Raw genomic sequence first — 25366 nt, 5'->3', positions numbered from 1 at the left:
GGAGCAAAATGATTATTCATTCTGCTCCCTGTTTTATTTTGTCATAGCTTGCGACACGGTTTCTTCCCTTTTGCTTAGCTCCGATGTACATAGCACGATCGGCATGACGAACTAACCCAAGCGGTCCTTCACAATGCTCCGGGTAACTTGCGACCCCCATGCTGGCTGTAAGTGAGATAAGCTGAGGTGTGTTTCGAGGCAGAATGTGATCGAAAGAGAGAAAAGGTTCTGCTTTTATAGCATCTAACAGGCTTTCCGCTGTATTCACAGCTTCTGCTAAGGGAACGTCAGGCAATAAAATAACAAATTCTTCCCCGCCGTACCTTGCTATCAGCCCTTTACCTTCCAGGTGTTTCTCCAGTCTTGTAGCAAGCATACTTAATATTTCATTTCCACTCTCATGTCCATAGGAATCATTAATTTGTTTAAAATGGTCAATATCCACAAGAATAAGCGAAATGGGTGAGGAATAATTCTTTGTACGCCACTGTTCAAAAGTACGTTGTAAATGATTCTCAAAGTAACGGTAATTATAAAGACCGGTTAAAGAGCACCGTTCACTTTCCGCTTTTGTCTTTTCATAATGTCTGGCGTTTTCCATGGCAACAGCAAGATAGTTAGCAAGGATATTTAAAATCATAAATTGGTAGCGCATGAATGCCCTTTTTTTAAGCGAGTACAGAGTGAGAACGCCAACGATTTCTTTATTTCTTTCAATGGCAATAGAAACGACACTCTCCGCTTTTTCAGGAGTATATTCATTTTCCAAGTGCTCCCATTGTATTTTTTTCTTATAGTCTTTGTTTTGACCGGTTTTCCAAGTATCCCCACTGATACTTGTGCCTTTCCTTAACTCAATGGTATTCATTTTAGTAATCCCACTGCGGTCAAAATAGCGAATTAGCTGCAGCTTTTCCTCTGTAACGACATCAAAAACATACATATAATCAATAGGAAGCAGATGAGATATTCTTTCTACAAACAAATCAAGGACCTGGGTCACGCCTAGCTTGCCTGTAAGCTCCTGACCAATCTCGCTCGTTCTCTGCAGGTAAACGTTAACTTGTCTGCTGTTATGATAAAGCATAAGGATGCCTGATATAAAAATGAACGGCAAACCTACAAAATACACGGCATACAAACCAATTTCTGTATACACTGCATACAGCACTAAACCAACTGGAGTGACTAGAATGGTGGTAACCACTTCCCAGATACTTCCCCGATCCACCCATTTCACTTGTTTGCGGTAAAGATATTTACTTATTATCTTAATAAAGCAGTGATTCATAATGAATTGAAAAAGAACATATGCCATTAAGGGGATGACATCCTCAATCTTATCGATGGCTCTCTTACCATGCTCCCCACCTAAAAGATGATATACTAACGCACTGCCAATGGATAGTACCATAAACATAAGCAAATTAATCGGCAGTCGGTGAATTTGCGATTTGTCAATACGCACTTTCATAAATAAAAAGAGAATGGCAAACTGAGTAATTACCAGTTCAGTTACCAATCCAAAATATAAAAAAACAGCAAGAGTAATGCCATGGGTGAAAAAGACGGGATGATCCCCTGCAAGAAGTGGAAAAAGGGCGACTATTCCAGCTAATAATGTAAAGGATATAATATCTATTTCATTCCCTTGAATCGGCGGTTCCATTTTAAAATAAAGTAATCCAAGACCAGCAGGCCAAATCAACAGCCATATGAACCAAATGACAAGCTTTTTTTGCTTCGTCATTTCCGCACCCCGTTTCACGAACACCGCTATACCGCGTGAGCTTGACCTAATTATGATTAGAAAATTCAGATAATTATAATATTATCATAGCCGTTCGTTAGATTCAAAATATTTCCTTATTATAGAAATAAAGTATAAAGAACCTGTAATTAGAAAAACGTCTTCCTTGTGTAAGTTAGGAATAATACTCTCAATTGCTTCACGCGGGCTTGCAGAAACGTGTGAGTGAGGCAGCGGGGAAAGACTGTGCAGCACTTCTCCGCTAAGGGCTCTGGGAAAATCAAATGACGTAAACCATGCTTCATCAATTACTCCTTTAAACTGTTCCAGCATTTCTGTCACAGGCTTATCTTCCAGTGCAGCATAGAGTAAACATATTTTCTTTCCTCTGTAATGGTTTTTCAGTGTGTTTACGAGAGCTAAAGTACCTTCTAAGTTATGTGCTCCATCTATAACAATCGCTGGATCATTGGCTATAATTTCAAACCTTGCCGGCCAGGAAGTTTTTTGAATGCCTTCCTTATATCGGGATCGATCCATTTTCTTTCCCATTTGTTTCATCACTTCAACCGTCTGTAAAGCTAGAGAAGCGTTCTCAACTTGATGAGCACCCATCATGGAAGTAAGCAATTCTTCCGAGTGAAAGTCTTGGTTGTAAAAGTAAAAATGCTCGCCTTGATCTGAACTGTTTAAATGATTAACATAAAAGTCTTTATAAAGTACTGTTAATGGTGCCTCCATTGCCTCTGCTTTAGATCCAATAACCGATTTCGCTTCCGGCTGCTGTACCCCTGAAATTATTGGAGTCTGAAATTTAATAATACCAGCTTTCTCTACAGCTATTTCTTCATAGGTATTTCCCAGTATATTGACATGATCCTTGCCAATGTTCGTAATCACTGAAATTATCGGTTGAATGATATTTGTGGAATCATACCTCCCCCCAAGACCCGTTTCGAAAATCGCATAGTCCAGCTGACTCTCTGCGAAATATAGCATTGCCATCGCTGTAATGATTTCGAATTCCGTGGGTTCTCCTAGCGGCATTCTTCCCAGTTCCTCTGCTAACGGTCTGATTTTCTCAGTTAGCGCTGCAAGTTCCTGGTCACTAATAGGGTCACCATTAAGACTGATTCTTTCATTAAAGCGGATAATGTAAGGAGAAGTAAATGTTCCTATTCGGTATCCTTGCTCCTGTAATAAATGTCTTAGGAAGGAGACGGTGGAACCTTTTCCATTCGTTCCTGCCACATGAACCGCTTCAAACTTTAATTCGGGACGCCCAAGCTTTTCCATCATCCAGCTCATACGTTTTAACCCTGGTTTAACTTTAAATTTCTCTCGTGAATGAATCCATTCAAGTGCTTCCTTATAATTCAACACGACCATTCCCTCTTTTCAAAAAGAGGAGAGTATTCCCTGTGAATACCCTCCTTCATCCAGTTATGCTTTTAATTCTTTAATTCTTGCTTCCACTTTATTCCGTTTATCTAGATAGTCCGTTTCTTTTGTACGTTCTTCCTCGACCACATGTTCAGGTGCCTTACTTACGAATCCTTCATTGGCCAGTTTCTTTTGAACTCTAGTAACTTCTTGGTCCCATTTATCTCTCTCTTTTTCCAATCGTTTAATTTCATCGTCAATGTTAATTAAACCTGCAAGCGGCAAGAAGAGCTCTGCTCCGGTCACAACTGCGGACATCGCTTTTTCCGGTGCCTGCAGATCAATAGCGATGTTTAACTCGCTTGGATTACAGAAACGCTCTAGATAGCTTCTGTTCTTCTCCAGCTCTTTCACTACTTCTTCATCTTTCGCCTGAATCAGCAATTGGATTTGCTTAGACATCGGAGTGTCAACTTCAGAGCGTATATTACGAACAGACCTGATTATAGATACAAGTCGCTCCATTTCTTGAACAGCTTGCTCATTATGGAATTCATCCCTTACTACCGGCCAGGATGCCTGCGTAATTGATTCTCCTTCATGAGGAAGGTGCTGCCAAATTTCTTCTGTAATAAACGGCATGAATGGATGAAGCATCCGCATGATTTGATCCAGCGAATAGGCAAGAATAGAACGAGTTGTGTGAATTCTTGCTTCATCCTCCCCATAAAGCGGAATCTTTGCCATTTCAATATACCAATCACAGAATTCATCCCAAATGAAGTTATACAAATGACGTCCTGCTTCTCCAAATTCGTACCGGTCAATATTTCTCGTCACTTGTTCTATTGTTTGATTCAATCGAGTGAGAATCCATTCATCTGCTACGGACTTTTCCCCAGAGATATCAATGTTTTTAAATTCAAGGTCACCCATATTCATTAAAGCAAATCTGGAAGCATTCCATATTTTATTGGCGAAATTCCATGTGGATTCTACTTTTTCCCACTGAAAACGTAAATCCTGTCCGGGTGAGGATCCCGTTGATAAGAAGTAACGGAGGGAGTCCGCTCCATATTTATCAATAACATCCATAGGATCTACACCATTGCCTAGTGACTTACTCATTTTCCTTCCATCAGCATCTCTAACCAGTCCGTGGATCAGTACATCTTCAAATGGTCGTTCGCCTGTAAATTCAACTGACTGGAAAATCATCCGGCTAACCCAGAAGAAAATAATGTCATAGCCTGTAACAAGAACATTGGTCGGGAAGTACTTCTTAAAGTCTTCCTGATCAAGATCCGGCCATCCTAATGTAGAAAACGGCCAGAGCGCTGAAGAGAACCAGGTATCTAATACATCTTCGTCCTGTTCCCAGTTCTCAATATCTGCCGGTGCTTCCTTGCTAACATGAATTTCTCCTGTTTCTTTGTGATACCAAGCAGGAATTCTGTGACCCCACCAAAGCTGCCGGGAAATACACCAATCTCGAATATTTTCCATCCAGTTTAAATAAGTTTTCTCAAAGCGGTCAGGTACAAAACTAACCTTATCCTCTCCGCCTTGCAAATCAACAGCAGCTTTAGCAAGCGGCTCCATATTAACAAACCATTGGGTAGAAAGGTAAGGTTCTACCACTGCCCCGCTTCGCTCAGAATGCCCTACAGAATGCAGATGATCTTCTATGTTAAATAACACACCTTGCTCTTGAAGATCCTGAATAATCTGCTTACGGCATTCAAAACGATCCATCCCTTGATATTTCCCAGCGTTCTCATTCATGGTTCCATCTTCATTCATGACAAGAATCCGCTCTAATTTATGACGGTTACCAATTTCGAAGTCATTAGGATCATGAGCTGGAGTAATCTTCACGGCTCCTGAACCAAATTCCATATCTACATAATCATCCGCCACAATTTCAATCTCCCTGCCGATAATCGGCAGAACAGCCTTTTTCCCAATTAAATGCTGGTATCGCTCATCATTAGGGTGAACAGCAATGGCGGTATCTCCAAGCATCGTTTCTGGACGAGTGGTAGCAATTTCTATGAACCCATCTTCGTCTTTAATTGGGTAACGCATGTGGTAGAAAGCGCCTTGGATATCCTGATATTCCACTTCAATATCAGACAGAGCAGTTTGTGTCGCTGGATCCCAATTGATGATGTATTCGCCGCGATAAATTAGATCCTTCTCATACAATTTAACGAAAACTTCTTTCACGGCCTCGGAAAGTCCTTCGTCCAGCGTAAAGCGCTCACGAGAATAATCGAGTCCCAGACCCATCTTTTCCCATTGAGTACGAATGAATTGAGCATACTCTTCTTTCCATTCCCAGGATTTCTCCAGGAATTTTCCACGCCCCAGTTCGTGTCTGGACTGACCTTGTTCTTTTAATTTCCCTTCTACTTTGGCTTGAGTAGCGATTCCCGCATGATCCATTCCAGGCAGCCAGAGTACGTCATAGCCCTGCATTCGTTTTACTCGAGTAAGTATATCCTGCAGCGTTGTATCCCAGGCGTGGCCTAGATGAAGCTTACCCGTTACATTTGGCGGTGGAATCACTACGGTATAAGGTTCTTTCTTCGAATCTCTTTCTGCTTCAAAAAACTTTCCGTCTATCCAATATTGATAGCGATCCTTTTCAACGGCTGCTGGATCATATTTTGTCGGCATTGAAAGATCTGTTTCTTTCATAATGATCTTCCTCCTTTTAGTCTTTTAAAAATACAAAAAATCCCTTCCATCCAATAAAGGACGAAAGGGATTGATTTCCGTGGTACCACCTTAATTTGCAGCATATACTTATTCTGCACACTTAAAATTAATAACGGCTTCTAACCGGCTTCTTCTACTGTTAACCTTTCAAAGAAGCTGCGCATCCAGGGCGACCTTCTACAACCAACAAACCTGGAAAACTTTCAGCAATTGTTTTCCTCTCTAAAGGAGTTGATTATATACTCTTCCCTTTCCTGGCATTTCACGTATAGGAGTTCTATTACATATTGTATATAGAATTCACTATTTTAGTCAACTGTTTTTAAAAAAATAGGCGGTTCCTAACATGAAAGGAGGTGAAAGAAATGAGCAGATTTTACAGATACCGTTTACCTCCATGGTGCAGATACTGGTTATTTCTTATCGAAACAGCGCTCTTACCTATTATGATTTACCAGCTGCTCCGCACCATATTTCTCCCTACAACGATTGACGTTTTTTTAACGGGCATAATTATCGGCCTGTACCTTGCCTTTCACTTGAAATGGATTTAGCTTGGAATGTACACGATTTGTCCAGGAGCGATACTATCTCGATTTGCATTCATCTTCTCTAATTTGCTTAAAGAAATCTCATACCTTTCAGCAATAGTTGCCAGCGTTTCATCCTCCTGGACAATGTACATTTTCATTTGAGTATAGGAATCTTCTCGATTAGGAAATAAGTGTTTAAATATTTGCTTAATGCCATGCACACTTGCTTTTTCATCTGAAGACTCCTCTTCAGATGAAGCGGTAGATTTATTAGCTATAGATGAAGAGGAACTCGATTCGATGACTGTAGTCATTTCCCAGCCGCTACTACTTTCTTCTGATTCCTGGAATACTTCTTCGTTCTTCTCTTCCTTACCAAAAAACTCGTTAAAGGTCTGCGTTTTTTTATAAGTCCACCTTCCACTGCTTTCATCCGCATCGTGATGAGACTGGCCATCATTTAATGAAACCAAAGGCGTTTCCCGCTGATATACGGTTGGTTTTTCTTGCGTATCTTGAGGTTGGTAGTTTACCGGCCCAATGGTCGTTGATTCATCAAAAGATTCAACTTCATCCGCAATTTCATTGGTCTTCGGCTGACGGATACCATTGATATTCATTTGAGCCTGCAGTCGCAACTGGTTTGTAGCAGGCAGTTCATAATCAAAGTTTTCTATTTCTACCAGTACGGTATTTACATCGTGAACTCTTTCATTCGGAACCGTTATCTCCACTGGAAAAGAATGAGAAAAATAATGAACTCCTTCTTCTCCTCTCTCCACTTCGCTGATGACTCTTATGGATTGCACTGTGGGGATTTCCTCATATTGAGTCCTTTCCTGATCAGGAAGATATTCTCCAGTTAATTCAACGGTCCCAAGCAGCCGTACTTCATTTTGCAATTGTTCTATAGTAATTTCCGGTTCCAGGGAAATGCCTAGAAGTTCCCTTACACCCTGTCCTTCCTTAAACCATAGAGATTCATCTAATTGAAATGAAAATGCTTTATTTTGCAATTTAATGTCCCCTCCCTTATAAGGTGAAACTCAGCCATCTATTACAACTTATGCAAGAGGTATGGTTATATACATAGAAAAGGAGACAACGGTAAACGGGTACTTAGAAAGAATGATCTTACAATAGGAATATAAACGGTGGCAAAACTCTAACTTATCGTAAAACAAAGCAAACTCGAACCAATCGAAAGGTCCGAGTTTGCTAATGGTATAGATATTCTATTTCCGTTTACAGGGTGGAAAATACTTTCTTCGCTGCTTCAATGGTTCTTTCAATATCTTCGTCCGTATGGGCAGCAGATAGAAAAAGTCCTTCAAATTGAGAAGGGGGTAGGAAGATTCCCTCTTCAATCATGCCCCGGTAGTACCTTGCAAACATATCCAGATTAGATCGACTGGCAGTTTCAAAGTTGGTAACCGGCTCTTGATTAAAGAAGAAGCCAACCATAGATCCGGCACGGTTAACGGTATAAGGAATGTTGTTTTCCGTAGCCGCTTCCTGAAATCCTTCCATTAAACGGTCAACCTTTTTGCTGATTTTTGCATATTGATCTTCTGTCATAGCAGAAAGGGTCTCATACCCGGCAGTCATGGCCAGAGGGTTTCCTGATAACGTGCCCGCTTGATAAATGTCACCAACAGGAGCTACACGTTCCATAATCTCTCGTTTCCCTCCATAAGCGCCTACAGGAAGTCCTCCGCCGATTACTTTTCCTAAGCAAGTCATATCAGGAGTGACGTTAAAGTGACCCTGGGCACAGTTATAACCTACCCGGAATCCAGTCATCACTTCATCGAAGATTAGAACAGTGCCATTATTTTCTGTGAGCGTGCGCAAGCCTTGCAGAAAGTTTTCATCTGGTGGAACCACACCCATATTTCCTGATACAGGCTCAATAATAACAGCAGCAAGATCATCTCCGTATTGCTCAAAAACGTAACGAGCACTTTCTAAATCATTGTAAGGTACGGTAATCGTATTTTGGGCAATCGATTCAGGGACGCCTGGAGAATCCGGGAGTCCTAACGTCGCCACTCCTGATCCTGCTTTAATTAACAGTGAATCTCCATGACCGTGGTAATTGCCTTCAAACTTCAGGATTTTATCGCGGCCAGTATAACCACGGGCAACACGAAGCGCACTCATCGTAGCTTCTGTACCTGAGTTCACCATACGAAGCATTTCAATAGAAGGGACGCGTTCAGTCACTAATTTGGCTAATTTATTTTCGATCTCAGTCGGTGCACCGAAGCTTGTGCCAAGTTCAGTTGTTTTCTTTAGAGCTTCGACTACGCGATCGTCAGCATGCCCTAAGATGAGCGGGCCCCAGCTTAAGACATAATCGATATACTCATGACCATCTATATCATAAATTTTAGAGCCTTTTCCTCTTTCCATAAAAATAGGATCCATATTTACAGAGTTAAACGCCCTTACTGGAGAATTTACTCCCCCGGGCATCAAGTTTACAGCTTCTTTGTAAGCTTCAATGGAACGCTCAAATTTTTTCAATTCCTACCATCCCTTTCAGATCTAAAGATTATGATTCACTAAGCCATTTGGCTGCGTCTTTGGCAAAGTAGGTAATAATCAAATCTGCCCCAGCGCGCTTCATGGCTGTTAATTTTTCAAGTACAATCGCTTTCTCATCCACCCAGCCATTTTGGGCGGCAGCTTTAATCATGGCATATTCGCCGCTTACATTGTAAGCCACCAGCGGCAAACGAAAGCGGTCTTTCACTTCTCTCATGATATCAAGGTACGCAAGAGAAGGTTTCACGATAAGAAAGTCCGCTCCTTCTTCCACATCGGATTCAGCTTCCCTGATGGCCTCTAGACGATTGGCCGGGTCCATTTGGTAAGCTTTACGGTCACCAAACTGCGGCGTACTATGCGCAGCATCACGGAAAGGTCCATAAAAAGCTGAAGCATATTTTACTGCGTAACTCATGACAGGAATTTGGCTGTAACCGGCCTCATCTAATCCCTGACGGATCGCAGCTACAAAACCATCCATCATATTAGACGGAGCAATAATGTCTGCTCCCGCCTGCGCTTGAGTAATTGCCGTTTTCGTGATTAGTTCAAGAGATTCATCATTCGCAATATCTCCATTACGAACCACTCCACAGTGCCCGTGGTCAGTGTACTGACAGAGGCATGTATCCGCTATAACTGTAAGTGAAGGGACTTCTTCTTTGATTTGGCGAATTGCTCTTTGCACGATGCCTTCTTCGTTATAGGCTTCACTGCCTGCTTCATCTTTTTCCTGGGGTACTCCAAACACAATCACTGATTTGATCCCTAAGTTCACCAGCTCGTTCATTTCTTCGGTTAAGTAATTAAGCGAGACTTGATAAACTCCAGGCATGGAAGGTACTTCGTTCTTTACATCATTTTCTTCCAGCACAAAAATAGGGAAAATCAAATCGTCTTTAAGTAAGTGGGTTTCTCTCACTAGCGCACGCATATTATCTGTGCTGCGGAGGCGGCGGTGACGTTTAAACTCTAATTCTTTCATGATATTAAACTCCTTTATTGGAAAAGTATTTAATTATTTGGTCTACCATATGAGAGAGGGTATACTGCTCAGGAATATAGATTTCTTTAAATCCCTTTTCACGTGCCCTCGCTCCTGTTGTCGGTCCAATACAGAAACAAGGAAAACTCAGCGCTTTCTGCTTTCCCTTGCCGAGCGCCTCCATAAAAGCATCGATCGTTGAAGGACTAGTGAAAGTTAAAGCATCCACTGTACTGTGCTCGATACATGCATGGATCAGATCCTGACTATCTTTTAATGGTAGCGTATCATAAACAGTCATTGTTTGAAAAAACACCTGTTTTTCCTTCAACATCCGAGGAATTTCCTCCCGAGATTGATTGCCGCGGATAAAAAGAATGTGTCCAGGATGTTCATAGAGGCATAAGAATTCTTTAACCAACTGCTGAGCTTGGAACTTATTAGGCATAAAATCAGCTTCTATACCATAATCGGCAAGTATTCGGGAAGTTTTTTTCCCTACCACGGCCCAGCGGATCTGCTTGGGCAGCACCTTTTGTCTTTCCGTTAATAAATCGAAAAAAAACTTCACACCATTAGAGCTTGTCACAAAAACCCAGGAATAGTCGTGAAGTTTAGAGATGATATCATCATTTTTTTCTGATGAATGACTTTGAAAGGAAAGCAGAGGGGCCTCAATGGTGCTCCCCCCTGCTTGTTCTATTAATATGGACAGGGATTTCGCCTGGGATTTACCTCTAGTATTAAGAATACGTTTCCCTGCAAGTGCAGTCATTATTGACCGAACTCCTCTTTAGCCCGGTCGACAATTTCCTGGGCACCTTGGGCTTTTAAACGTTTCGCTGTCTCTTTACCGACTTCTAGAGGATCTTCACCGCTAACCGTTTCTTGTAAAATAGTTTTGCCATCTGGAGTACCCACCAGACCAGTCAGGACAATTTCTTTTCCTTTCCTGTAAGCATAACCACCAATGGGAACTTGACAGCCTCCATTTAAGTCTTGAAGAAATTTTCGTTCAGCTTTAACCGTAACAGCAGTGTATTCATGATTGATCTTCATAAGATAGTCACGAAGTTCTTCATCATCTTCTCTGCATTGGATGGCGAGGGCACCTTGTCCAACAGCAGGGACACAAACCTCGGGCTCAAGATATTCCGTAACTAGATCATCATCCCAGCCCATTCTCTTTAATCCAGCGGCTGCAAGGATAATGGCGTCATAGTCTTCTTCCTTCAGTTTCCGTAAACGTGTGTCAATATTTCCTCTAATCCATTTGATTTCCACATCTGGCCGGACTGCCTTAATCTGCGAACCTCTTCGGAGACTGCTTGTTCCTACCACAGCGCCGGCTGGAAGATCTTTAAGGAGAACATTTCCATTAGAGACAAAAGCATCCCGATGATCCTCCCGCACAGGAATCGATGCCACGGTCAGTCCTTCAGCAACTTCTCCCGGTATATCCTTCATACTATGAACTGCCATGTCAATTTCTTTATCATACATCGCCTGCTCAATTTCCTTAATAAATAGCCCTTTTCCGCCTACTTTGTTTAAAGTAACATCAAGGATTTGATCCCCTTTGGTAGAAATTCGCTTAATTTCAAATTCATAAGAAGGATCCAAGTTTTTCAGTTGTTCGATCACCCATTCTGTCTGAGTGATAGCCAGATTGCTTTTTCGTGAACCAATGACGATTTTTCGCAAAATACATCCTCCTCAAGGTTTAAAAATGAAAGTTTGATAATGATCCAAAGAGCAGAAAATTAATAAGTAAAAACAAAAATGCAGCCGTATTAAATATGGAAATTGTACGTCCCTGATAGCCCTTTACCACTCGTAAAACTAAATAAATAATATAAACGAGCAATACGAGAAAGGAACCCAATGTTTTAGAATCGTACCAATAAAAAACGTCCGGAGAAACATATCCCCAGGTCACTCCTAGAATAATAGCTATAACCAGCAGGGGAACCCCAAGCATGATAGCTATATAGGAGAAATAATCAAGTTTCGTTAAATCCCCTAATCTAAAAAGCTTGGTATTCCATTTTTTCTGCTTGAGTAAACGATACTGCAGCAAGTACATGATCGAAAATACGAACGAAAAAGTGAAAAAAGCGTAGGATATAAGTGCAAGACTTATATGTACTACCAGCATTTCATTCACCAATCGGACGCCTTGCTCAGCAAGATCCGCTTGGGCACGAGTGGAAATGTGCAGCAGCATTACGAGAAATCCAAGTACATTTGTAAAAAAAACCAGAAAGTCCACGCGGAATAACCGGTTTATCAATAATGAAAAGGTTACTAAAATCCATGCGTAAAAATAGAGACCTTCATAAATATTCATAACTGGAAAGTTGTCTTTAACAAGAACCTGACTCAATAAAAAAAAGGTTTGCAGCAGCCAAACCACACTAAGTAACCAGAAGGCGGATCGATTAGCCTTCCGGTTTGTTTGAATAAAATCGATGAAGTATCCGATTAAACTAAGACCGTACAGTAACAGCACGAGTTCATAAATCCACTTGAAATCCCACATGACAAATTCCACCCTTATGAATTAGCAATCTGGGCGATTGATGAAAAGGAGGGTCCTTCTTCAGCGTTCTGTACTGCACTTCTATTCTTTCTTTCTTGTTCGATAACTTCCTGCTCAACTTCTTCACTGATGCCAAAGATCTTAGTAAATAACTCCAGATTTTCTTTAGAATCCGGCTTTGCCGCTAATTCTTTCGCCTGCTGAATCGGTTCTTTCAGCATTTGATTAATAATGCTTTTTGTATGCTTACGGAGCACTTTCTTTTCACGCTCTGACAGTTCAGGAATTTTCCGCTCAATGCTCTTCATCGTTTCTGCCTGGATGCCGAGCGCCTTAGAGCGGAGAGCAGAAATAACAGGAACAACACCAATGGTTTGAAGCCATTCTTTAAATTCCACGATTTGTTCTTCAATCAACAGATCGATTTGTTCAGCTGCCTGTTTTCTACGTGCCAGGTTGGCATCGACAATCCCTTGTAAATCATCAATATCATATAGGAAAACGCTCTCTAAGTCTTCCAAGGCAGGGTCTAAGTCACGCGGGACAGCAATATCCACTAAAAATAGCGGCTTCCCTTTACGTTGACGATGGATAGGCTCCATACGATCCCTGGAGATCACATATCCGCTTGCGCCTGTAGAGCTAATAACAATATCAGCATCAATCAATGCCTCATCTAGGTGGTCCATCGTTGTAGCCAGTCCATTAAACTGATCTGCAACCACCTCAGCTTTTGATAACGTACGATTGACTACTGTGACCTGTTTCACTCCTGAGCCTTGAAGATTCTTTGCAGCTAATTCACCCATTTTTCCAGCACCTAAGATTACGATATGCTTATGAACTAAATCACCAAAAATCTTTCTGGCAAGTTCAACAGCTGCATAACTTACAGATACAGCATTTTCACCAATTTCAGTATCCTTATGGGCTTTCTTTGCATTCGTAATGGATTGTTTAAATAACTGGTTAAAAATAGTACCCGTAGTTTGGGACTCCTGTGCCAAATGAAAGGCCTGCTTCATTTGTCCAAGGATTTGTGTTTCTCCAAGTACCATGGAATCTAAACCGGCGGTCACTCTCATTAAATGTTCTATGGCCCCATCGTCTTCCATTATAGAAAGATATGGAGAGAAATCCTCCTTATCCAGCTTAAACCAATCAGCAAGAAATTGTTTTATATAATACCTGCCTGTATGAAGCTGGTCGACAACAGCATAGATTTCCGTACGGTTACATGTAGAAATAATCACATTCTCAAGGACACTTTTCTGGACGCTGAGACGCTGCATCGCCTCAGGCACGTGTTCATCAGAAAATGTAAGCTTTTCTCTAATTTCCACAGGGGCTGTTTTATAATTTAAACCAACAGCTAAAATATGCATTTGATCTACCCCCAATTAACGTCCTCAATCTTTTACATACTGTACATTATAACATGAAAATCATATAAGCTTTCTGTTAAAATTTGAACAGAATTTGAAAGTATTGTGATAGGATGAAATTATATGATGTTTATTTCAGTTTCTAATAATAACTATAATTTAAAGATAATCCGTCTGTAATATACCAAAACCAGCGTAATATCGCAAGAAATCAACTTATGTAATGATTGTTCCTGGAGGTTTAGAATGAAAAAACAGAATTGGCTTACTGGATTATTACTAGTAGGATTTGGAATTTTTTTCTTGCTTCGACAGTTTAGTATTTCCCTCTTTCAGTCCTATTACTCTTGGCCGACTTTACTCATTATTATCGGTGCCGCTTTCCTAATATATAGTTACACAGCTAAGGAATATCAAAACATCTTCATAGGATCTCTCCTGCTGTTGCTCGGCATTCATTTTCATGGATTAACGCATTATTCTTTTTGGGTGGACCACTGGGCCATTTACCCGCTGATCATCGGAGTTTCCTTTTTATTAAGGTATACCAAATCAAAATCCGGCCTCTTTCCCGGCCTTATTTTAACTGGGCTTGCCGTATTTGCGTTGGCAGCGAACCCCGGCTGGTTACACTGGATCGCTCAATTCGTTCGGTTATTGGAGAAATTCTGGCCGATTGTACTTATTGCTATTGGTATGTATATGCTTCTACGTAAAAAGTAAGACAAGCCGCTCAATGTATATGAGCGGCTTGTTTTTAGCTTTAAAGAATCGAACTTAGAAACGCCTGGGTTCTTTCTTCCTTCGGATGATCAAAAATCTCGTTCGGCGCCCCAGTTTCCACAATTTTACCATCATGCATATAGACGACTCGATCTGCGACTTCTCGCGCAAAGCCCATTTCATGAGTCACCACAATCATAGTCATCCCTTCCTGAGCGAGCCGTTTCATGGTTTGCAGCACTTCACCTACCAATTCAGGGTCTAATGCAGAGGTAGGTTCATCAAATAACATCACTTCAGGCTTCATGGCAAGAGCCCTGGCAATGGCTACCCTCTGCTTCTGACCGCCGGATAAACGAGAAGGATAATCATCAGCTTTGTCGCCTAGACCTACTTTTTCCAGCAGCTCTCTGCCTTCTTTCGCAGCTTCTGCCTTTGCCAGCCCTTTCACCTGCATCGGAGCCTCAATCACATTCTCCAACACGCTCTTATGGGGAAAGAGATTAAAATGTTGAAAGACCATTCCAACCTTTTGTCTAACCTTGTTCAAATCATCCTTTTTGGGATCTACTTCTTTCCCTTTAATATAGATATCTCCACTATTTTTCATTTCTAAGAAGTTGATACAGCGCAGCATTGTACTCTTTCCAGAGCCACTCGCTCCAATGAGTACCACAACTTCACTTTCATCCACGTTAAAGTCTATATCTTTTAATACATGAAGATCTCCAAACGATTTATTTAATTTATCTACGCGTACCATTTCATTTTTTTTCACCAAGCTGTATGTCCCCCTCTGTTAATCACTAATTGACATTTTCTTCTCAATTAAACTGACCACCATTGTCAGTAAGAACACTAGAATTAAGTAATAAACCGCACTGACGAGCAGCCAAGTCATGTAATCAAACGTGTTTGCTCCTCTGGTAGTGGCGACTGCAAATATTTCAGAAACCCCTATAAAGGCGGCTAGAGAAGAGTCCTTTAACCCAATAATAAACTGGTTTCCAAGAGGAGGCAATGCCCTCCGAAATGCTTGGGGCAGAATAATCCGGCGCATTGTTAAGGAACTGCTCATACCTAAAGACCGGCCAGCCTCCGTTTGCCCTTTCCCAATCGATTGTATAGAACCACGGAATATCTCAGCGATATAAGCACCATTGTGGAAGGCGAGCCCTAATGCCACGGACCAAAATCCACTTATCATCCAAATACTTGTTAGTCCATAGTAAAAGACGAAGATTTGTACAATTAACGGGGTCCCACGTACGATGTAAATATAAACATTTGCGATCCAGCCTAAAACTTTCACATCAGAAATTTTTAACAGGGCAAAAAACAAACCGATAAAGATCGCGATAAAAATTGATACAGCTGTTAAAGCAAGTGTCATTTTTGAAGCTTCTAAAAATATTCCCTTACTATTTATAAGTGCTTCCCAGAAACTAGCTGACAAATACAAATAACTCAACTCCCTCTCCATTTAAAAAGAGCACGCTGCACGCGCGCTCTTTAGTGAAAATGATTAACCAAATTACTCAGGCTTCGTGGTGATATCATCTTTAAAGTATTTTTCACTTATTTCTTTCAGTGTTCCATCTTCACGAAGGGTTTTTAAAGCGGCATTGATGTCTTCAAGTAATTTATCATTTCCTTTGGCGACGGCAATGGCTTGTTCACTTCTTTCGATCATATCTTTTGCTTCAATCTTAAGTCCCTGCCCTTTCGCTTCTTTCCCTGTAAGGAAGTCAGTAATAACTGCATCATGACGGCCTTTTGACAAGGATTGCAAAGCCACAACATCACTATCATAGGTCTTCACATTATCAGTTACTTTTTGAGCAAACTTCGCGTAAGTTGATCCTTTAGATACTGCAACCTCTTTACCTTTTAAATCATCAAGACTTTTAATATCGCTTCCAGGGCGAGTGAAAACTTGAGCCCCTGAATAGTAATAAGGCGTCGAGAAATCGACTTCCTTTTGGCGTTCAGGTGTAATGGTATGACTGGCAACTGCCGCATCAAAACGGCCTGATTTTACCCCTTCTACTATCGCTGCGAACTTAAATTTCTGCTGGTTAGGTTCTAAGCCCAATTGCTCGGCAACAGCATTCGCTACGTCAATATCAAACCCAGTCATTTCCCCGCCCGATGTCATGCTGAACGGACGGAATTCTCCAGAGGAAGCAAAAGTGAATTTACCATCCTTTACTAGATTATAATCAGAAGCGGATTTGCCTGAATCTCCTGAAGTATCTGATGAGTTGTTTGAGTCGCCAGAACTCTCTTCTCCATCATCACTGCTTCCGCATGCGGACAAAGCAAAGATGAGTAGAGAACTCAACGCAATCATAAAAAGTAATTTTTTCATGTCTACCAAATCCTCTCCTTAAACTGTTGTAACTTATTTGTAACAATGCAATATACTTCATTATATCTAGTAATCTGATTTTTCCCAAAATTAACTACAAATGAAATTAAGCGAAAAAAAGGCAATTTAATCATTGAATTGCTAAAATACTGACTAATCCTTATAAATCCCATAATTTACTTTAAATTATTCGATATTTGTAATATTTTTTCCATTCTGCTCTATAAAACATAGATCAAAATCATCATTTCCCCTCCCGATCTAAGTAAGCGGGCTGGAGTTGGACGGATTTCACCCCACAAAAAGTTATCAACGTCCCCTTCAACTTGTCATTTCCTAAGCGGCAAAAAAAAGCGTGGAATCAAAAGAAAACACTTTGATTCCACGCTTTTATTCATTCAGAATGATTCTTCTGTCTTTGTTTTCCATTTAAATATTGCAGCATTGTTCTCCAAGCAAGGTCTTTGCCTTCGCCAGTTTCAGCAGAAAAAGGAATAAGATTATCTTCATCTTCTATTTCCAATGTCTGAATGATGGTCTTCAGCTGCTTTTGCCGCTGACCCTTTTTAATTTTATCGAGTTTTGTGGCAATCACCATCACTGGCAATTCAAAATGCTTTAAATAATCATACATCATTTGGTCATCTTCAGTGGGTTTATGACGGATATCAACGACTAGAGCTGTCGCACGTAATTGCTCTCTTTCAGCAAAGTATTCTTCCATCATTCTTCCCCATTTAGCCCGTTCTGATTTAGAAACCTTAGCATAACCATACCCAGGAACATCTACAAAATGAAATTCTTCATTAATAATATAAAAGTTCAGCGTTTGAGTTTTTCCAGGTTTGGATGAAGTCCGAGCTAAATTTTTCCGTTGGATCATCTTATTAATAAAGGATGATTTGCCAACATTCGATCTTCCTGCTAAAGCAATTTCAGGTATTGGATCTTTCGGATATTGCTTTTTGCTTGCCGCACTAATCACGATATCCACATAATTAACTTTCATGTATTTCCCCCACTAATGCTTGATCTAGTACTTCATCTAAGTGCTTAACTGGGATAAATGTAAGTTCAGAACGAACACTCTCCGGAATTTCCTCCAGATCCTTTTCATTATCTGCAGGAATAATAATAGTTGTTAATCCTGCTCGGTGCGCACTTAATGATTTTTGTTTTAAACCACCTATAGGCAGAACTCGTCCTCTTAGAGTGATCTCCCCAGTCATTCCTACTTCTTTTTTAACCGCTCGTCCGGTTAAAGCAGAAACAAGTGCCGTGGCCATCGTAATACCTGCTGAAGGACCATCTTTAGGAGTTGCTCCTTCAGGCACGTGTATGTGAATATCATTTTTCTCAACAAAATCCACATCTATGTTCAATTCTTCTGCCCTTGAGCGAATATAACTAAATGCTGCTTGTGCTGATTCCTTCATCACATCTCCAAGCTTACCAGTTAAAGTAAGGTTCCCTTTTCCAGGATAGATCGAGACTTCAATAGATAAAGTGTCTCCCCCGGCAGCGGTATAAGCAAGCCCGGTAGCAGCTCCAATTTGATCTTCTAATTCGGCTTGTCCAAAACGGAATTTGGGCCTGCCAATAAGCTCTTCTAATTGTTTTTCAGTAACTACCACACGCTGCTTCTCACCTGATACAATAATTTTAGCAGCTTTTCTGCAAATATTTGCAAGTTCACGTTCCATTCCACGAACTCCTGCTTCTCTTGTATAAGTTCGAATCAGCTTTAGCAGTGCATCTTCACGAATTTGCAGCTGACTTTTCTTCAAGCCATTTTCTTTAATTTGCTTCGGAAGTAAGTGCTCTTTCGCAATGTGAAGTTTTTCTACTTCTGTATAACCGGCAATAGAGATTACTTCCATCCGGTCCATCAGAGGTCCTGGAATAGAAGTCATGGTATTAGCGGTGGCAATGAACATCACTTTGGAAAGGTCATAATGCTCTTCGATAAAATGATCACTAAAGGTAGAGTTTTGTTCCGGGTCAAGGACTTCAAGCATAGCGGAAGATGGGTCACCGCGAAAATCGCTCGCCATTTTATCAATTTCATCTAACAAGAAGACAGGATTTACAGTTTCAGCTCGTTTCATACCTTGAATAATCCGGCCTGGCATCGCGCCGATATAAGTTCTGCGATGACCGCGGATTTCAGCTTCATCTCGTATCCCGCCTAAAGAAATTCTTACAAATTTACGGTTGATCGCTCGTCCAATTGACTTAGCTAGAGAAGTTTTACCAACCCCTGGCGGACCAACTAGGCATAGGATCGGACCTTTAATCGACTGGGTCAATTTCTGGACAGCTAAATATTCTAATACTCGTTCTTTTACTTTTTCTAATCCATAATGGTCCTCGTCTAAGATCTTCTCCGCATGCTTAACATCAAGGTTATCTTCTGTTTCCGAAGACCAAGGAATTGATACTAACCACTCAATGTAATTACGAATCACAGAGCTTTCAGCAGAACTTTGTGGGACTTTCTCATATCTTCCCAGTTCTTTTTCAGCAATCTTCTCAACCCGTTCAGGCATATTGGCCTCTGCGATTTTTTCTCTGAGACTGGCCACTTCCCCTGATTTTCCATCTTTATCTCCGAGTTCCGATTGAATCGCCTTCATTTGTTCCCGCAAATAATATTCTTTTTGTGTTTTTTCCATGGACTTTTTAACACGCTGACCGATCTTCTGTTCAATTTGCAAAACATCGCGTTCATTGCCAATCAACTCGATCAGCTTTTGCAATCGTTTCTTAACATTTTTCGTTTCCAATATGCTTTGCTTATCTTTAATTTTGACCGGTAAGTGAGAAGTCACAATATCAGCAAGATGACTGGGATCATCAATATCAGATACAGTATTAAATGTTTCCTGGCTTACCTTTTTCGATACTTTCACATATTGTTCAAATTGGCTCATAAGAGTTCGAGTTAAAGCTTCTTCCTCATTCTTATCTTCATGCTCATCTTCAACTTTGCTAATCTTAGCTTGGTAATATTCCTCGCCCTCGTCCATTTCGTCTATGCTTGCACGATAGAGACCTTCAACTAAGACACGGTTAGTACCGTTCGGCAGTTTAACCATCTGCTTAATTCTTACTACTGTGCCGATCGTATACATATCTTCAGATGATGGTTCGTCAATATTAACCTCTTTTTGAGATACTAAGAAAATTTCATTATCCTCTACCATCGCCTGCTCCAGTGCTTGTACAGACTTCTCTCGACCAACATCAAGATGGAGGACCATAGATGGATATACTAATAAACCTCTTAGTGGAAGGAGGGGAATTTGAGTTTTTTTGTTATCTGTCATTGCTTGCACACCTCCGGGTAATGCGAATTCGTATTCTCATCATATATAAATACAGTTAGAAAGTAAAACATAAGGGTGAGCATTTTCTCACCCCTGGGGAACTCATTTCTATAACAAAGCTCGTTATATGTATTATGACCTGTATGAACCCTTTCATGCCATCTAAAAGACGGTCTAAAGATAGCATTAGCCGCGCTACAGTTCGCGTAGCGCGGCTATTAGCAAAAAAGAGTTCACACAATTTCAGGAAGTTCAGGCACTTTCCTTCGGCGTTTCCTGATCGTCTTCCTCGATAGTCCCGTCAGTCAGTACCAGCTTAGGACGTCCGTTTTCAGCAATGACTGTATCTTTTGTAATAATACATTTCTCAATATCATCACGAGATGGCAGTTCATACATGACGTCTAACATAATTCCTTCAATAATAGAACGAAGACCACGGGCTCCTGTTTTCCTTTCGATGGCTAAGCGGGAGATCTCACGAAGTGCATCTTCTTCGATCTCCAGCTCCACATGATCGATTTGGAAAAGTTTCTGATATTGCTTAACAAGAGCATTCTTAGGCTTAGTCAAAATTTCAACTAATGCATCTTCATCCAGCTGTTCAAGGCTGCCAATAACGGGTAGACGGCCGATAAATTCTGGAATTAGACCGTAGCTTAACAAGTCTTCAGGCAGCACTTTAGTCAAGAGTTCTTTCTTCTCAGATTCATTCGTTGCCTGTTCTGATCCAAATCCGATCACTTTTCGTCCGAGACGGCGCTTAATGATCTGGTCAATTCCATCAAAGGCACCACCAACAATAAACAATACATTTGTAGTGTCAATTTGAATGAATTCTTGATGAGGATGTTTACGGCCACCTTGAGGAGGTACGCTAGCCTGCGTCCCTTCAAGGATTTTAAGCAGCGCTTGCTGTACACCTTCACCTGACACATCACGTGTAATGGATGGATTCTCAGATTTACGAGCTACTTTATCAATTTCATCAATATAAATGATCCCTTTTTCTGCTTTTTCCACATCATAGTCCGCAGACTGTATCAGTTTAAGAAGAATATTTTCTACATCTTCTCCAACATAACCAGCTTCAGTTAAAGACGTAGCATCCGCGATCGCAAATGGAACATTGAGAATGCGGGCTAATGTTTGAGCAAGTAAGGTTTTACCGCTCCCTGTAGGGCCAAGCATAAGAATATTACTCTTTGCCAATTCTACATCGTCATTTTTCACACCGGCATTAATACGTTTGTAATGGTTATAAACCGCTACAGATAAATTCTTCTTTGCCTGATCCTGACCAATTACGTAATCATTAAGAATTTCACGAATTTCCTGTGGCTTAGGTACTTCTTTAAATTCTACTTCATCTTCATTTCCCAGCTCTTCTTCAACGATTTCCGTACAAAGTTCAATACACTCATCGCATATATAAACGCCAGGTCCTGCTACCAGTTTACGTACTTGATCCTGACTCTTACCGCAGAAAGAACACTTTAACTGCCCTTTTTCATCGTTAAATTTAAACATATATTTCACCCCTTAATAAAATGACGCAATAGCTGCGACTGAAGTTAAGATATGACTTAAGCGTTTCAGTTCTTTTGCTCATCATACCAAATTAACTCCCAACAAAAAAGTAATACCTATTAGAGGAGTACGATATCTATTGCACCAACCTCATTATGTAGATATGTGATGGATAAGTCAAACGATAGCATATCCTTACTATTATATGTAAAAAATGGGTTGTTTCATTCACAATCCCTAAATTTTCTAAAATTAAATTAACTCTTCTAAGTTAAATATAGGAGAAGACAAGGCGGGGTTGGCCAAGCCTTGTCTTCTCAAGTAATTATTTAGTTTTACTATTTTCAACTAAAACATCAATCGCTTTACGTACTTTAAGGTCTTCTTTGATCATATCTGTATTGCCGCCAAGCATTTGAGTCAGCTGCGCTACATCTGTTTGATAGGTAGAAGCCATAGTTTCTAGTTCTGCGTTCACGTCTTCATCAGAAACTTCAACGTCCTCTGCTTGAGAGATAGCTTCAAGCGTTAAGTTAGTTTTCACACGCTTACCAGCATCTTCCTGCATTTGTTCACGAAGTGCGTTTTCATCCTGACCAGTGAACTGGAAGTACATATCTTTCGTCATGCCTTGCATTTGAAGGCGTTGTTCGAATTCGCTGATCATACGGTCAAGTTCTGTGTCAACCATAGACTGTGGAACATCAACCTCTGCATTTTCTGCAGCTTGCTGAACTAATGTGTCACGCTTGTGGTTATCAGCTTCTGTTTTCTTTTGTTCCTCAAGACGCTCACGAGTTTTCTTAGTAAGCTCATCTAAGGAATCTACTTCTTCATCTACATCCTTAGCAAACTCATCATCAAGTTCTGGTAGTTCTTTGCCTTTAACTTCATGAATTTTAACTTTGAATAATGCTTCTTTACCTGCAAGATCCTCAGCGTGGTACTCATCCGGGAAAGAGACATTAACGTCCGCTTCTTCACCGGCTTTTTTCCCTACAAGCTGTTCTTCAAATCCTGGAATGAAAGAACCGGATCCAATTTCAAGAGAATAGTTATCAGCTTGGCCGCCTTCAAAAGCTTCTCCATCAACAAATCCTTCAAAGTCCATAACGACCGTGTCGCCATTTTCAATTTCTCCGTCCTCTTTAACTACCAATTCAGCTTGACGCTCTTGAAGTTGTTTTAATTCGTTATTCACATCTTCATCTGTAACTTCCGTACTAAGCTCTTCAACTTCTAAGCCTTTGTATTCCCCAAGTTTAACTTCAGGCTTAACTGTGACTTCTGCAGTGAAAACTAAATCTTTTCCCTTTTCAATAGTTTTCACATCTACTTCTGGCCGATCCACCGGTTCAATTCCAGTTTCTTCGACAGCATTTGAGTAGGCCTCAGGAAGTATAATATCAAGCGCATCCTGATAAAGTGATTCTACACCAAACCGTTGTTCAAACAATTTACGAGGTACTTTCCCTTTTCGGAATCCTGGCACCTGCACTTGCTTAACTACTTTCTTAAATGCTTGATCAAGTGCCTGGCTGAATTCACTTGCAGGTACCTCTACGGTAAGAGTACCCTGATTGCCTTCTTGTTTTTCCCATTTTGCTGACATAAAAAATTCCCTCCAACATCTATCATTCATTTTCGTCCGAAGACGATTGATAATTGATTCTATGACTCTTATACATACGAATCTAATTTGCAACCATTACATTATAACATAAAGAATTCCGCTTTCAACTGATGCGGTAGGCAGGAATAAAATTCAGTATTTTCGCTCATTCACTGTCCTGCAATAATTAAATAATGCTGTTCGCACAGTTCAATTTCTTCTTTATATAAGGAGACATCTTCCTCGTCTTCCTTTGAGGAATAGGGAAGTTGAAGATATTCATGTCCCAGCTGTTTTAATGCTTCCACTACTAGAGGAAGTTCGTTTTCGTCTGGATACAGAGGATACCTTACATAACAATAGTGATATAACAACTGATCCAGCATTTCATACATGGTTGGATTGCTTTGTTCTATCGCCCCGAGTCTCATTTGAATTTGCTTGATTATATACTCGGACTGCAGAAGATTTAATTCAGAAGGAACAACTTCTGCTGTTTTTCCAAATTTAAATACCGTTACGGCTTCTTCAATTTTACTCTCCCGAAACCATTCAATGATCGCAGTCTTAATAATAGGATGCACCGCTTCCTTCATTAAAATGGGTTTAAACATGGAAATGTATTGATCTGCAGATTGTTTATGGAGCTGAGCAACTGAACGCCATTGCTTATGTAAGTCCTCTTCTTCCATACCTTTAAAAAAATCATGAACGAGCTTTTCTCCTACTTGTTTGTTCGTATCTTCAAGCAGTTTTCTGCTCACCTCATACATTTGCCATAGCTGAGTACGGTTTTGATGAGGAACTTCTTCGCTATTAAACACTTCATCTAATAAGTCAACGAGTTCCTGATACCGGTTGTCCTGAAATAAAATCGTTATGTATATATGTAGATACTCGAAATAATGGTCTTCTTCTATTTTCATCTGCTGCTTACATAAGGACTCTGCTTCTTCATAATAACCCAGCTCTATCCAGCTCATTAATAATCCGGTAATTGCATCATGGCTTGCTGCTCCATACTCTAACAGCGGTTGCAGAGAAGCGACGGCATCCTGGTACCTTTTTTCATTTACCGCTTGCAATCCCTCTTTTTCAAGCCTGGTTCTCCATTTTGGGAAAATTACTATATTCCCGGTCTTATTTTCCATAAGCCACCCTTCCTAATACCTGAAGTCTAATATTGCAGGTTCTCTCTATTCTTACCTAAAACGTATTATATCAAACATTTATTCTATACAGGTGTAAAACTGCTTTTGTAATAAATGACAGCTTCTTCTATATTCCAGATTTCCGCAATGAATAAGTTAAGTTGAATGGAAAACTCTCTCACCTGAAACTTTTTACTTGTATCTATCGACCTATTATTATCCTCATCACAATTTCTATTCATCCAGAGGATATTTCTCTTATTTATCAAAAACAGACAATATAAAGAATCCGCAAGTTTTAATAAAACACAGCCTAATACTTGATATTACAAGTATTTATCGAAGACAATTTTCAAGTTATATGCCGGTCATTTAAACACTGAATTTGTTGAAATAGAAATAATTTTGGAAAATCAAAGGTTTTATCTATTGAAAATATGTTTACTATTTCTTTCAAATCGCCAAAACAGTTCTAAATACCCATGTAAAAAATATTTTCTTTGTTAAAATAAGTAAATGTGTATTAAGAAAAATAATTTCATGTTTAATCAAGGAGTTGTATAAGTTGTCATTGCTGGATGATCAAACCCTACTGGAAGCTTACCTTGAGTCCTTGAAGCTGCAATTAGATAAAGATTTCGTTTGTCTTTTAGCAGAAGAAATGGACAAGAGATCCCTTGAACTTCCCACACACTAACTACGAACTTCACTAAATATAAGCGGTTAAGAGCGTTATGGAGTTCAGACTCTATGACGCTTATTTAATCACTTAATCAGTTTCTTACGTTGACAAGC

At 40.2% G+C, this 25366-nt stretch carries 21 protein-coding genes and 1 other annotated feature; of the genes, 3 read left to right on the top strand and 18 right to left on the bottom strand.

Annotated features, from left to right (window positions below):
• Window positions 1–16: 16 nt before the first annotated feature.
• The 3 genes from Q7A53_RS00870 to Q7A53_RS00860 form a co-directional block, all read right to left on the bottom strand.
• Entirely contained in the window at window positions 17–1750 is a 1734-nt protein-coding gene (locus Q7A53_RS00870) for a sensor domain-containing diguanylate cyclase (RefSeq protein WP_411787219.1), read from the bottom strand.
• 84 nt (window positions 1751–1834) lie between these two features.
• Complete coding sequence (locus Q7A53_RS00865; protein ID WP_411787218.1) at window positions 1835–3139, bottom strand: bifunctional folylpolyglutamate synthase/dihydrofolate synthase; 1305 nt, start codon at window positions 3137–3139, stop codon at window positions 1835–1837.
• Window positions 3140–3193: 54 nt separating this feature from the next.
• Window positions 3194–5836 carry a valine--tRNA ligase gene (locus tag Q7A53_RS00860; RefSeq protein WP_411787217.1) on the bottom strand — a complete coding sequence of 881 codons (2643 nt, stop codon included), beginning with the start codon at window positions 5834–5836 and terminating at the stop codon, window positions 3194–3196.
• Between the two features lie 53 nt (window positions 5837–5889).
• Window positions 5890–6122: a binding site (T-box leader), on the bottom strand.
• Window positions 6123–6222: 100 nt separating this feature from the next.
• On the opposite strand from Q7A53_RS00860, the gene Q7A53_RS00855 reads away from it, so the two are divergent.
• Window positions 6223–6411 carry a hypothetical protein gene (locus Q7A53_RS00855; RefSeq protein WP_411787216.1) on the top strand — a complete coding sequence of 63 codons (189 nt, stop codon included), beginning with the start codon at window positions 6223–6225 and terminating at the stop codon, window positions 6409–6411.
• On the opposite strand, the gene spoVID is transcribed toward Q7A53_RS00855, so the two are convergent.
• From spoVID to hemA, 7 genes are all read right to left on the bottom strand, one after another.
• Complete coding sequence (gene spoVID / locus Q7A53_RS00850) at window positions 6408–7406, bottom strand: stage VI sporulation protein D (protein WP_411787215.1); 999 nt, start codon at window positions 7404–7406, stop codon at window positions 6408–6410. The genes Q7A53_RS00855 and spoVID overlap by 4 nt on opposite strands.
• Window positions 7407–7635: 229 nt before the next feature.
• Window positions 7636–8868 carry a glutamate-1-semialdehyde 2,1-aminomutase gene (gene hemL / locus Q7A53_RS00845; protein ID WP_411787841.1) on the bottom strand — a complete coding sequence of 411 codons (1233 nt, stop codon included), beginning with the start codon at window positions 8866–8868 and terminating at the stop codon, window positions 7636–7638.
• Window positions 8869–8947: 79 nt separating this feature from the next.
• Complete coding sequence (hemB, locus tag Q7A53_RS00840; RefSeq protein ID WP_411787214.1) at window positions 8948–9928, bottom strand: porphobilinogen synthase; 981 nt, start codon at window positions 9926–9928, stop codon at window positions 8948–8950.
• A 4-nt stretch (window positions 9929–9932) separates the two neighbouring features.
• A complete protein-coding gene (locus Q7A53_RS00835; protein WP_411787213.1) occupies window positions 9933–10703 on the bottom strand; it encodes a uroporphyrinogen-III synthase in 771 nt (256 codons plus the stop codon).
• A complete protein-coding gene (gene hemC / locus Q7A53_RS00830) occupies window positions 10703–11632 on the bottom strand; it encodes a hydroxymethylbilane synthase (RefSeq protein WP_411787212.1) in 930 nt (309 codons plus the stop codon). Before hemC ends, Q7A53_RS00835 begins: the two co-directional genes overlap by 1 nt.
• A 19-nt stretch (window positions 11633–11651) precedes the next feature.
• On the bottom strand, window positions 11652–12470 hold the full coding sequence (locus Q7A53_RS00825; RefSeq protein ID WP_411787211.1) for a cytochrome C assembly family protein: 819 nt from the start codon (window positions 12468–12470) through the stop codon (window positions 11652–11654).
• A 14-nt stretch (window positions 12471–12484) separates the two neighbouring features.
• Window positions 12485–13855, bottom strand: coding sequence for a glutamyl-tRNA reductase (gene hemA / locus Q7A53_RS00820; protein ID WP_411787210.1), 1371 nt, complete (start codon window positions 13853–13855; stop codon window positions 12485–12487).
• A 246-nt stretch (window positions 13856–14101) separates the two neighbouring features.
• On the opposite strand from hemA, the gene Q7A53_RS00815 reads away from it, so the two are divergent.
• Complete coding sequence (locus Q7A53_RS00815) at window positions 14102–14578, top strand: LiaI-LiaF-like domain-containing protein (RefSeq protein ID WP_411787209.1); 477 nt, start codon at window positions 14102–14104, stop codon at window positions 14576–14578.
• A 40-nt stretch (window positions 14579–14618) separates the two neighbouring features.
• Here the strand turns inward: Q7A53_RS00815 and Q7A53_RS00810 are convergent, their stop codons facing one another.
• The 8 genes from Q7A53_RS00810 to Q7A53_RS00775 form a co-directional block, all read right to left on the bottom strand.
• Entirely contained in the window at window positions 14619–15341 is a 723-nt protein-coding gene (locus tag Q7A53_RS00810) for an amino acid ABC transporter ATP-binding protein (protein ID WP_411787840.1), read from the bottom strand.
• A gap of 36 nt (window positions 15342–15377) precedes the next feature.
• Window positions 15378–16007, bottom strand: coding sequence for an amino acid ABC transporter permease (locus Q7A53_RS00805; protein ID WP_411787839.1), 630 nt, complete (start codon window positions 16005–16007; stop codon window positions 15378–15380).
• Between the two features lie 105 nt (window positions 16008–16112).
• The gene (locus tag Q7A53_RS00800; RefSeq protein WP_411787208.1) at window positions 16113–16949 is read right to left on the bottom strand and encodes a transporter substrate-binding domain-containing protein; all 837 of its coding nucleotides are present in this window, start codon (window positions 16947–16949) and stop codon (window positions 16113–16115) included.
• 394 nt (window positions 16950–17343) lie between these two features.
• Complete coding sequence (yihA, locus tag Q7A53_RS00795; protein ID WP_411787207.1) at window positions 17344–17958, bottom strand: ribosome biogenesis GTP-binding protein YihA/YsxC; 615 nt, start codon at window positions 17956–17958, stop codon at window positions 17344–17346.
• Window positions 17948–20278, bottom strand: a complete 2331-nt coding sequence (gene lon / locus Q7A53_RS00790) for an endopeptidase La (protein ID WP_411787206.1) — start codon at window positions 20276–20278, stop codon at window positions 17948–17950. Before lon ends, yihA begins: the two co-directional genes overlap by 11 nt.
• A 252-nt stretch (window positions 20279–20530) precedes the next feature.
• The gene (gene clpX / locus Q7A53_RS00785) at window positions 20531–21808 is read right to left on the bottom strand and encodes an ATP-dependent protease ATP-binding subunit ClpX (protein ID WP_411787205.1); all 1278 of its coding nucleotides are present in this window, start codon (window positions 21806–21808) and stop codon (window positions 20531–20533) included.
• Between the two features lie 325 nt (window positions 21809–22133).
• Window positions 22134–23420 carry a trigger factor gene (tig, locus tag Q7A53_RS00780; protein WP_411787204.1) on the bottom strand — a complete coding sequence of 429 codons (1287 nt, stop codon included), beginning with the start codon at window positions 23418–23420 and terminating at the stop codon, window positions 22134–22136.
• A 170-nt stretch (window positions 23421–23590) separates the two neighbouring features.
• A complete protein-coding gene (locus Q7A53_RS00775) occupies window positions 23591–24571 on the bottom strand; it encodes a hypothetical protein (RefSeq protein ID WP_411787203.1) in 981 nt (326 codons plus the stop codon).
• A 565-nt stretch (window positions 24572–25136) separates the two neighbouring features.
• Between Q7A53_RS00775 and sda the strand changes: the two genes are divergently transcribed.
• Window positions 25137–25268 carry a sporulation histidine kinase inhibitor Sda gene (gene sda, locus Q7A53_RS00770; RefSeq protein WP_411787202.1) on the top strand — a complete coding sequence of 44 codons (132 nt, stop codon included), beginning with the start codon at window positions 25137–25139 and terminating at the stop codon, window positions 25266–25268.
• Window positions 25269–25366 lie beyond the last annotated feature (98 nt).

It is taken from the genome of Halobacillus rhizosphaerae (assembly GCF_046719735.1).
In the GTDB taxonomy this organism is placed as follows: domain Bacteria; phylum Bacillota; class Bacilli; order Bacillales; family Halobacillaceae; genus Halobacillus_B; species Halobacillus_B rhizosphaerae.
Note: the sequence above shows the minus strand (reverse complement) of the source record. Positions and strands in the feature narration are given on the sequence as shown.

What these genes read in the sequence shown, in the direction of transcription:
- Q7A53_RS00870 (WP_411787219.1), bottom strand. Translation starts at nt 1,750, where the DNA reads ATGACGAAGCAAAAAAAGCTTGTCATTTGGTTCATATGGCTGTTGATT.
- lon (WP_411787206.1), bottom strand. Translation starts at nt 20,278, where the DNA reads ATGACAGATAACAAAAAAACTCAAATTCCCCTCCTTCCACTAAGAGGT.
- hemL (WP_411787841.1), bottom strand. Translation starts at nt 8,868, where the DNA reads ATGCCCGGGGGAGTAAATTCTCCAGTAAGGGCGTTTAACTCTGTAAAT.
- clpX (WP_411787205.1), bottom strand. Translation starts at nt 21,808, where the DNA reads ATGTTTAAATTTAACGATGAAAAAGGGCAGTTAAAGTGTTCTTTCTGC.
- Q7A53_RS00815 (WP_411787209.1), top strand. Translation starts at nt 14,102, where the DNA reads ATGAAAAAACAGAATTGGCTTACTGGATTATTACTAGTAGGATTTGGA.
- Q7A53_RS00865 (WP_411787218.1), bottom strand. Translation starts at nt 3,139, where the DNA reads ATGGTCGTGTTGAATTATAAGGAAGCACTTGAATGGATTCATTCACGA.
- Q7A53_RS00855 (WP_411787216.1), top strand. Translation starts at nt 6,223, where the DNA reads ATGAGCAGATTTTACAGATACCGTTTACCTCCATGGTGCAGATACTGG.
- tig (WP_411787204.1), bottom strand. Translation starts at nt 23,420, where the DNA reads ATGTCAGCAAAATGGGAAAAACAAGAAGGCAATCAGGGTACTCTTACC.
- Q7A53_RS00810 (WP_411787840.1), bottom strand. Translation starts at nt 15,341, where the DNA reads ATGGTACGCGTAGATAAATTAAATAAATCGTTTGGAGATCTTCATGTA.
- Q7A53_RS00825 (WP_411787211.1), bottom strand. Translation starts at nt 12,470, where the DNA reads ATGTGGGATTTCAAGTGGATTTATGAACTCGTGCTGTTACTGTACGGT.
- hemB (WP_411787214.1), bottom strand. Translation starts at nt 9,928, where the DNA reads ATGAAAGAATTAGAGTTTAAACGTCACCGCCGCCTCCGCAGCACAGAT.
- Q7A53_RS00800 (WP_411787208.1), bottom strand. Translation starts at nt 16,949, where the DNA reads ATGAAAAAATTACTTTTTATGATTGCGTTGAGTTCTCTACTCATCTTT.
- hemA (WP_411787210.1), bottom strand. Translation starts at nt 13,855, where the DNA reads ATGCATATTTTAGCTGTTGGTTTAAATTATAAAACAGCCCCTGTGGAA.
- Q7A53_RS00860 (WP_411787217.1), bottom strand. Translation starts at nt 5,836, where the DNA reads ATGAAAGAAACAGATCTTTCAATGCCGACAAAATATGATCCAGCAGCC.
- yihA (WP_411787207.1), bottom strand. Translation starts at nt 17,958, where the DNA reads ATGAAAGTTAATTATGTGGATATCGTGATTAGTGCGGCAAGCAAAAAG.
- Q7A53_RS00835 (WP_411787213.1), bottom strand. Translation starts at nt 10,703, where the DNA reads ATGACTGCACTTGCAGGGAAACGTATTCTTAATACTAGAGGTAAATCC.
- Q7A53_RS00775 (WP_411787203.1), bottom strand. Translation starts at nt 24,571, where the DNA reads ATGGAAAATAAGACCGGGAATATAGTAATTTTCCCAAAATGGAGAACC.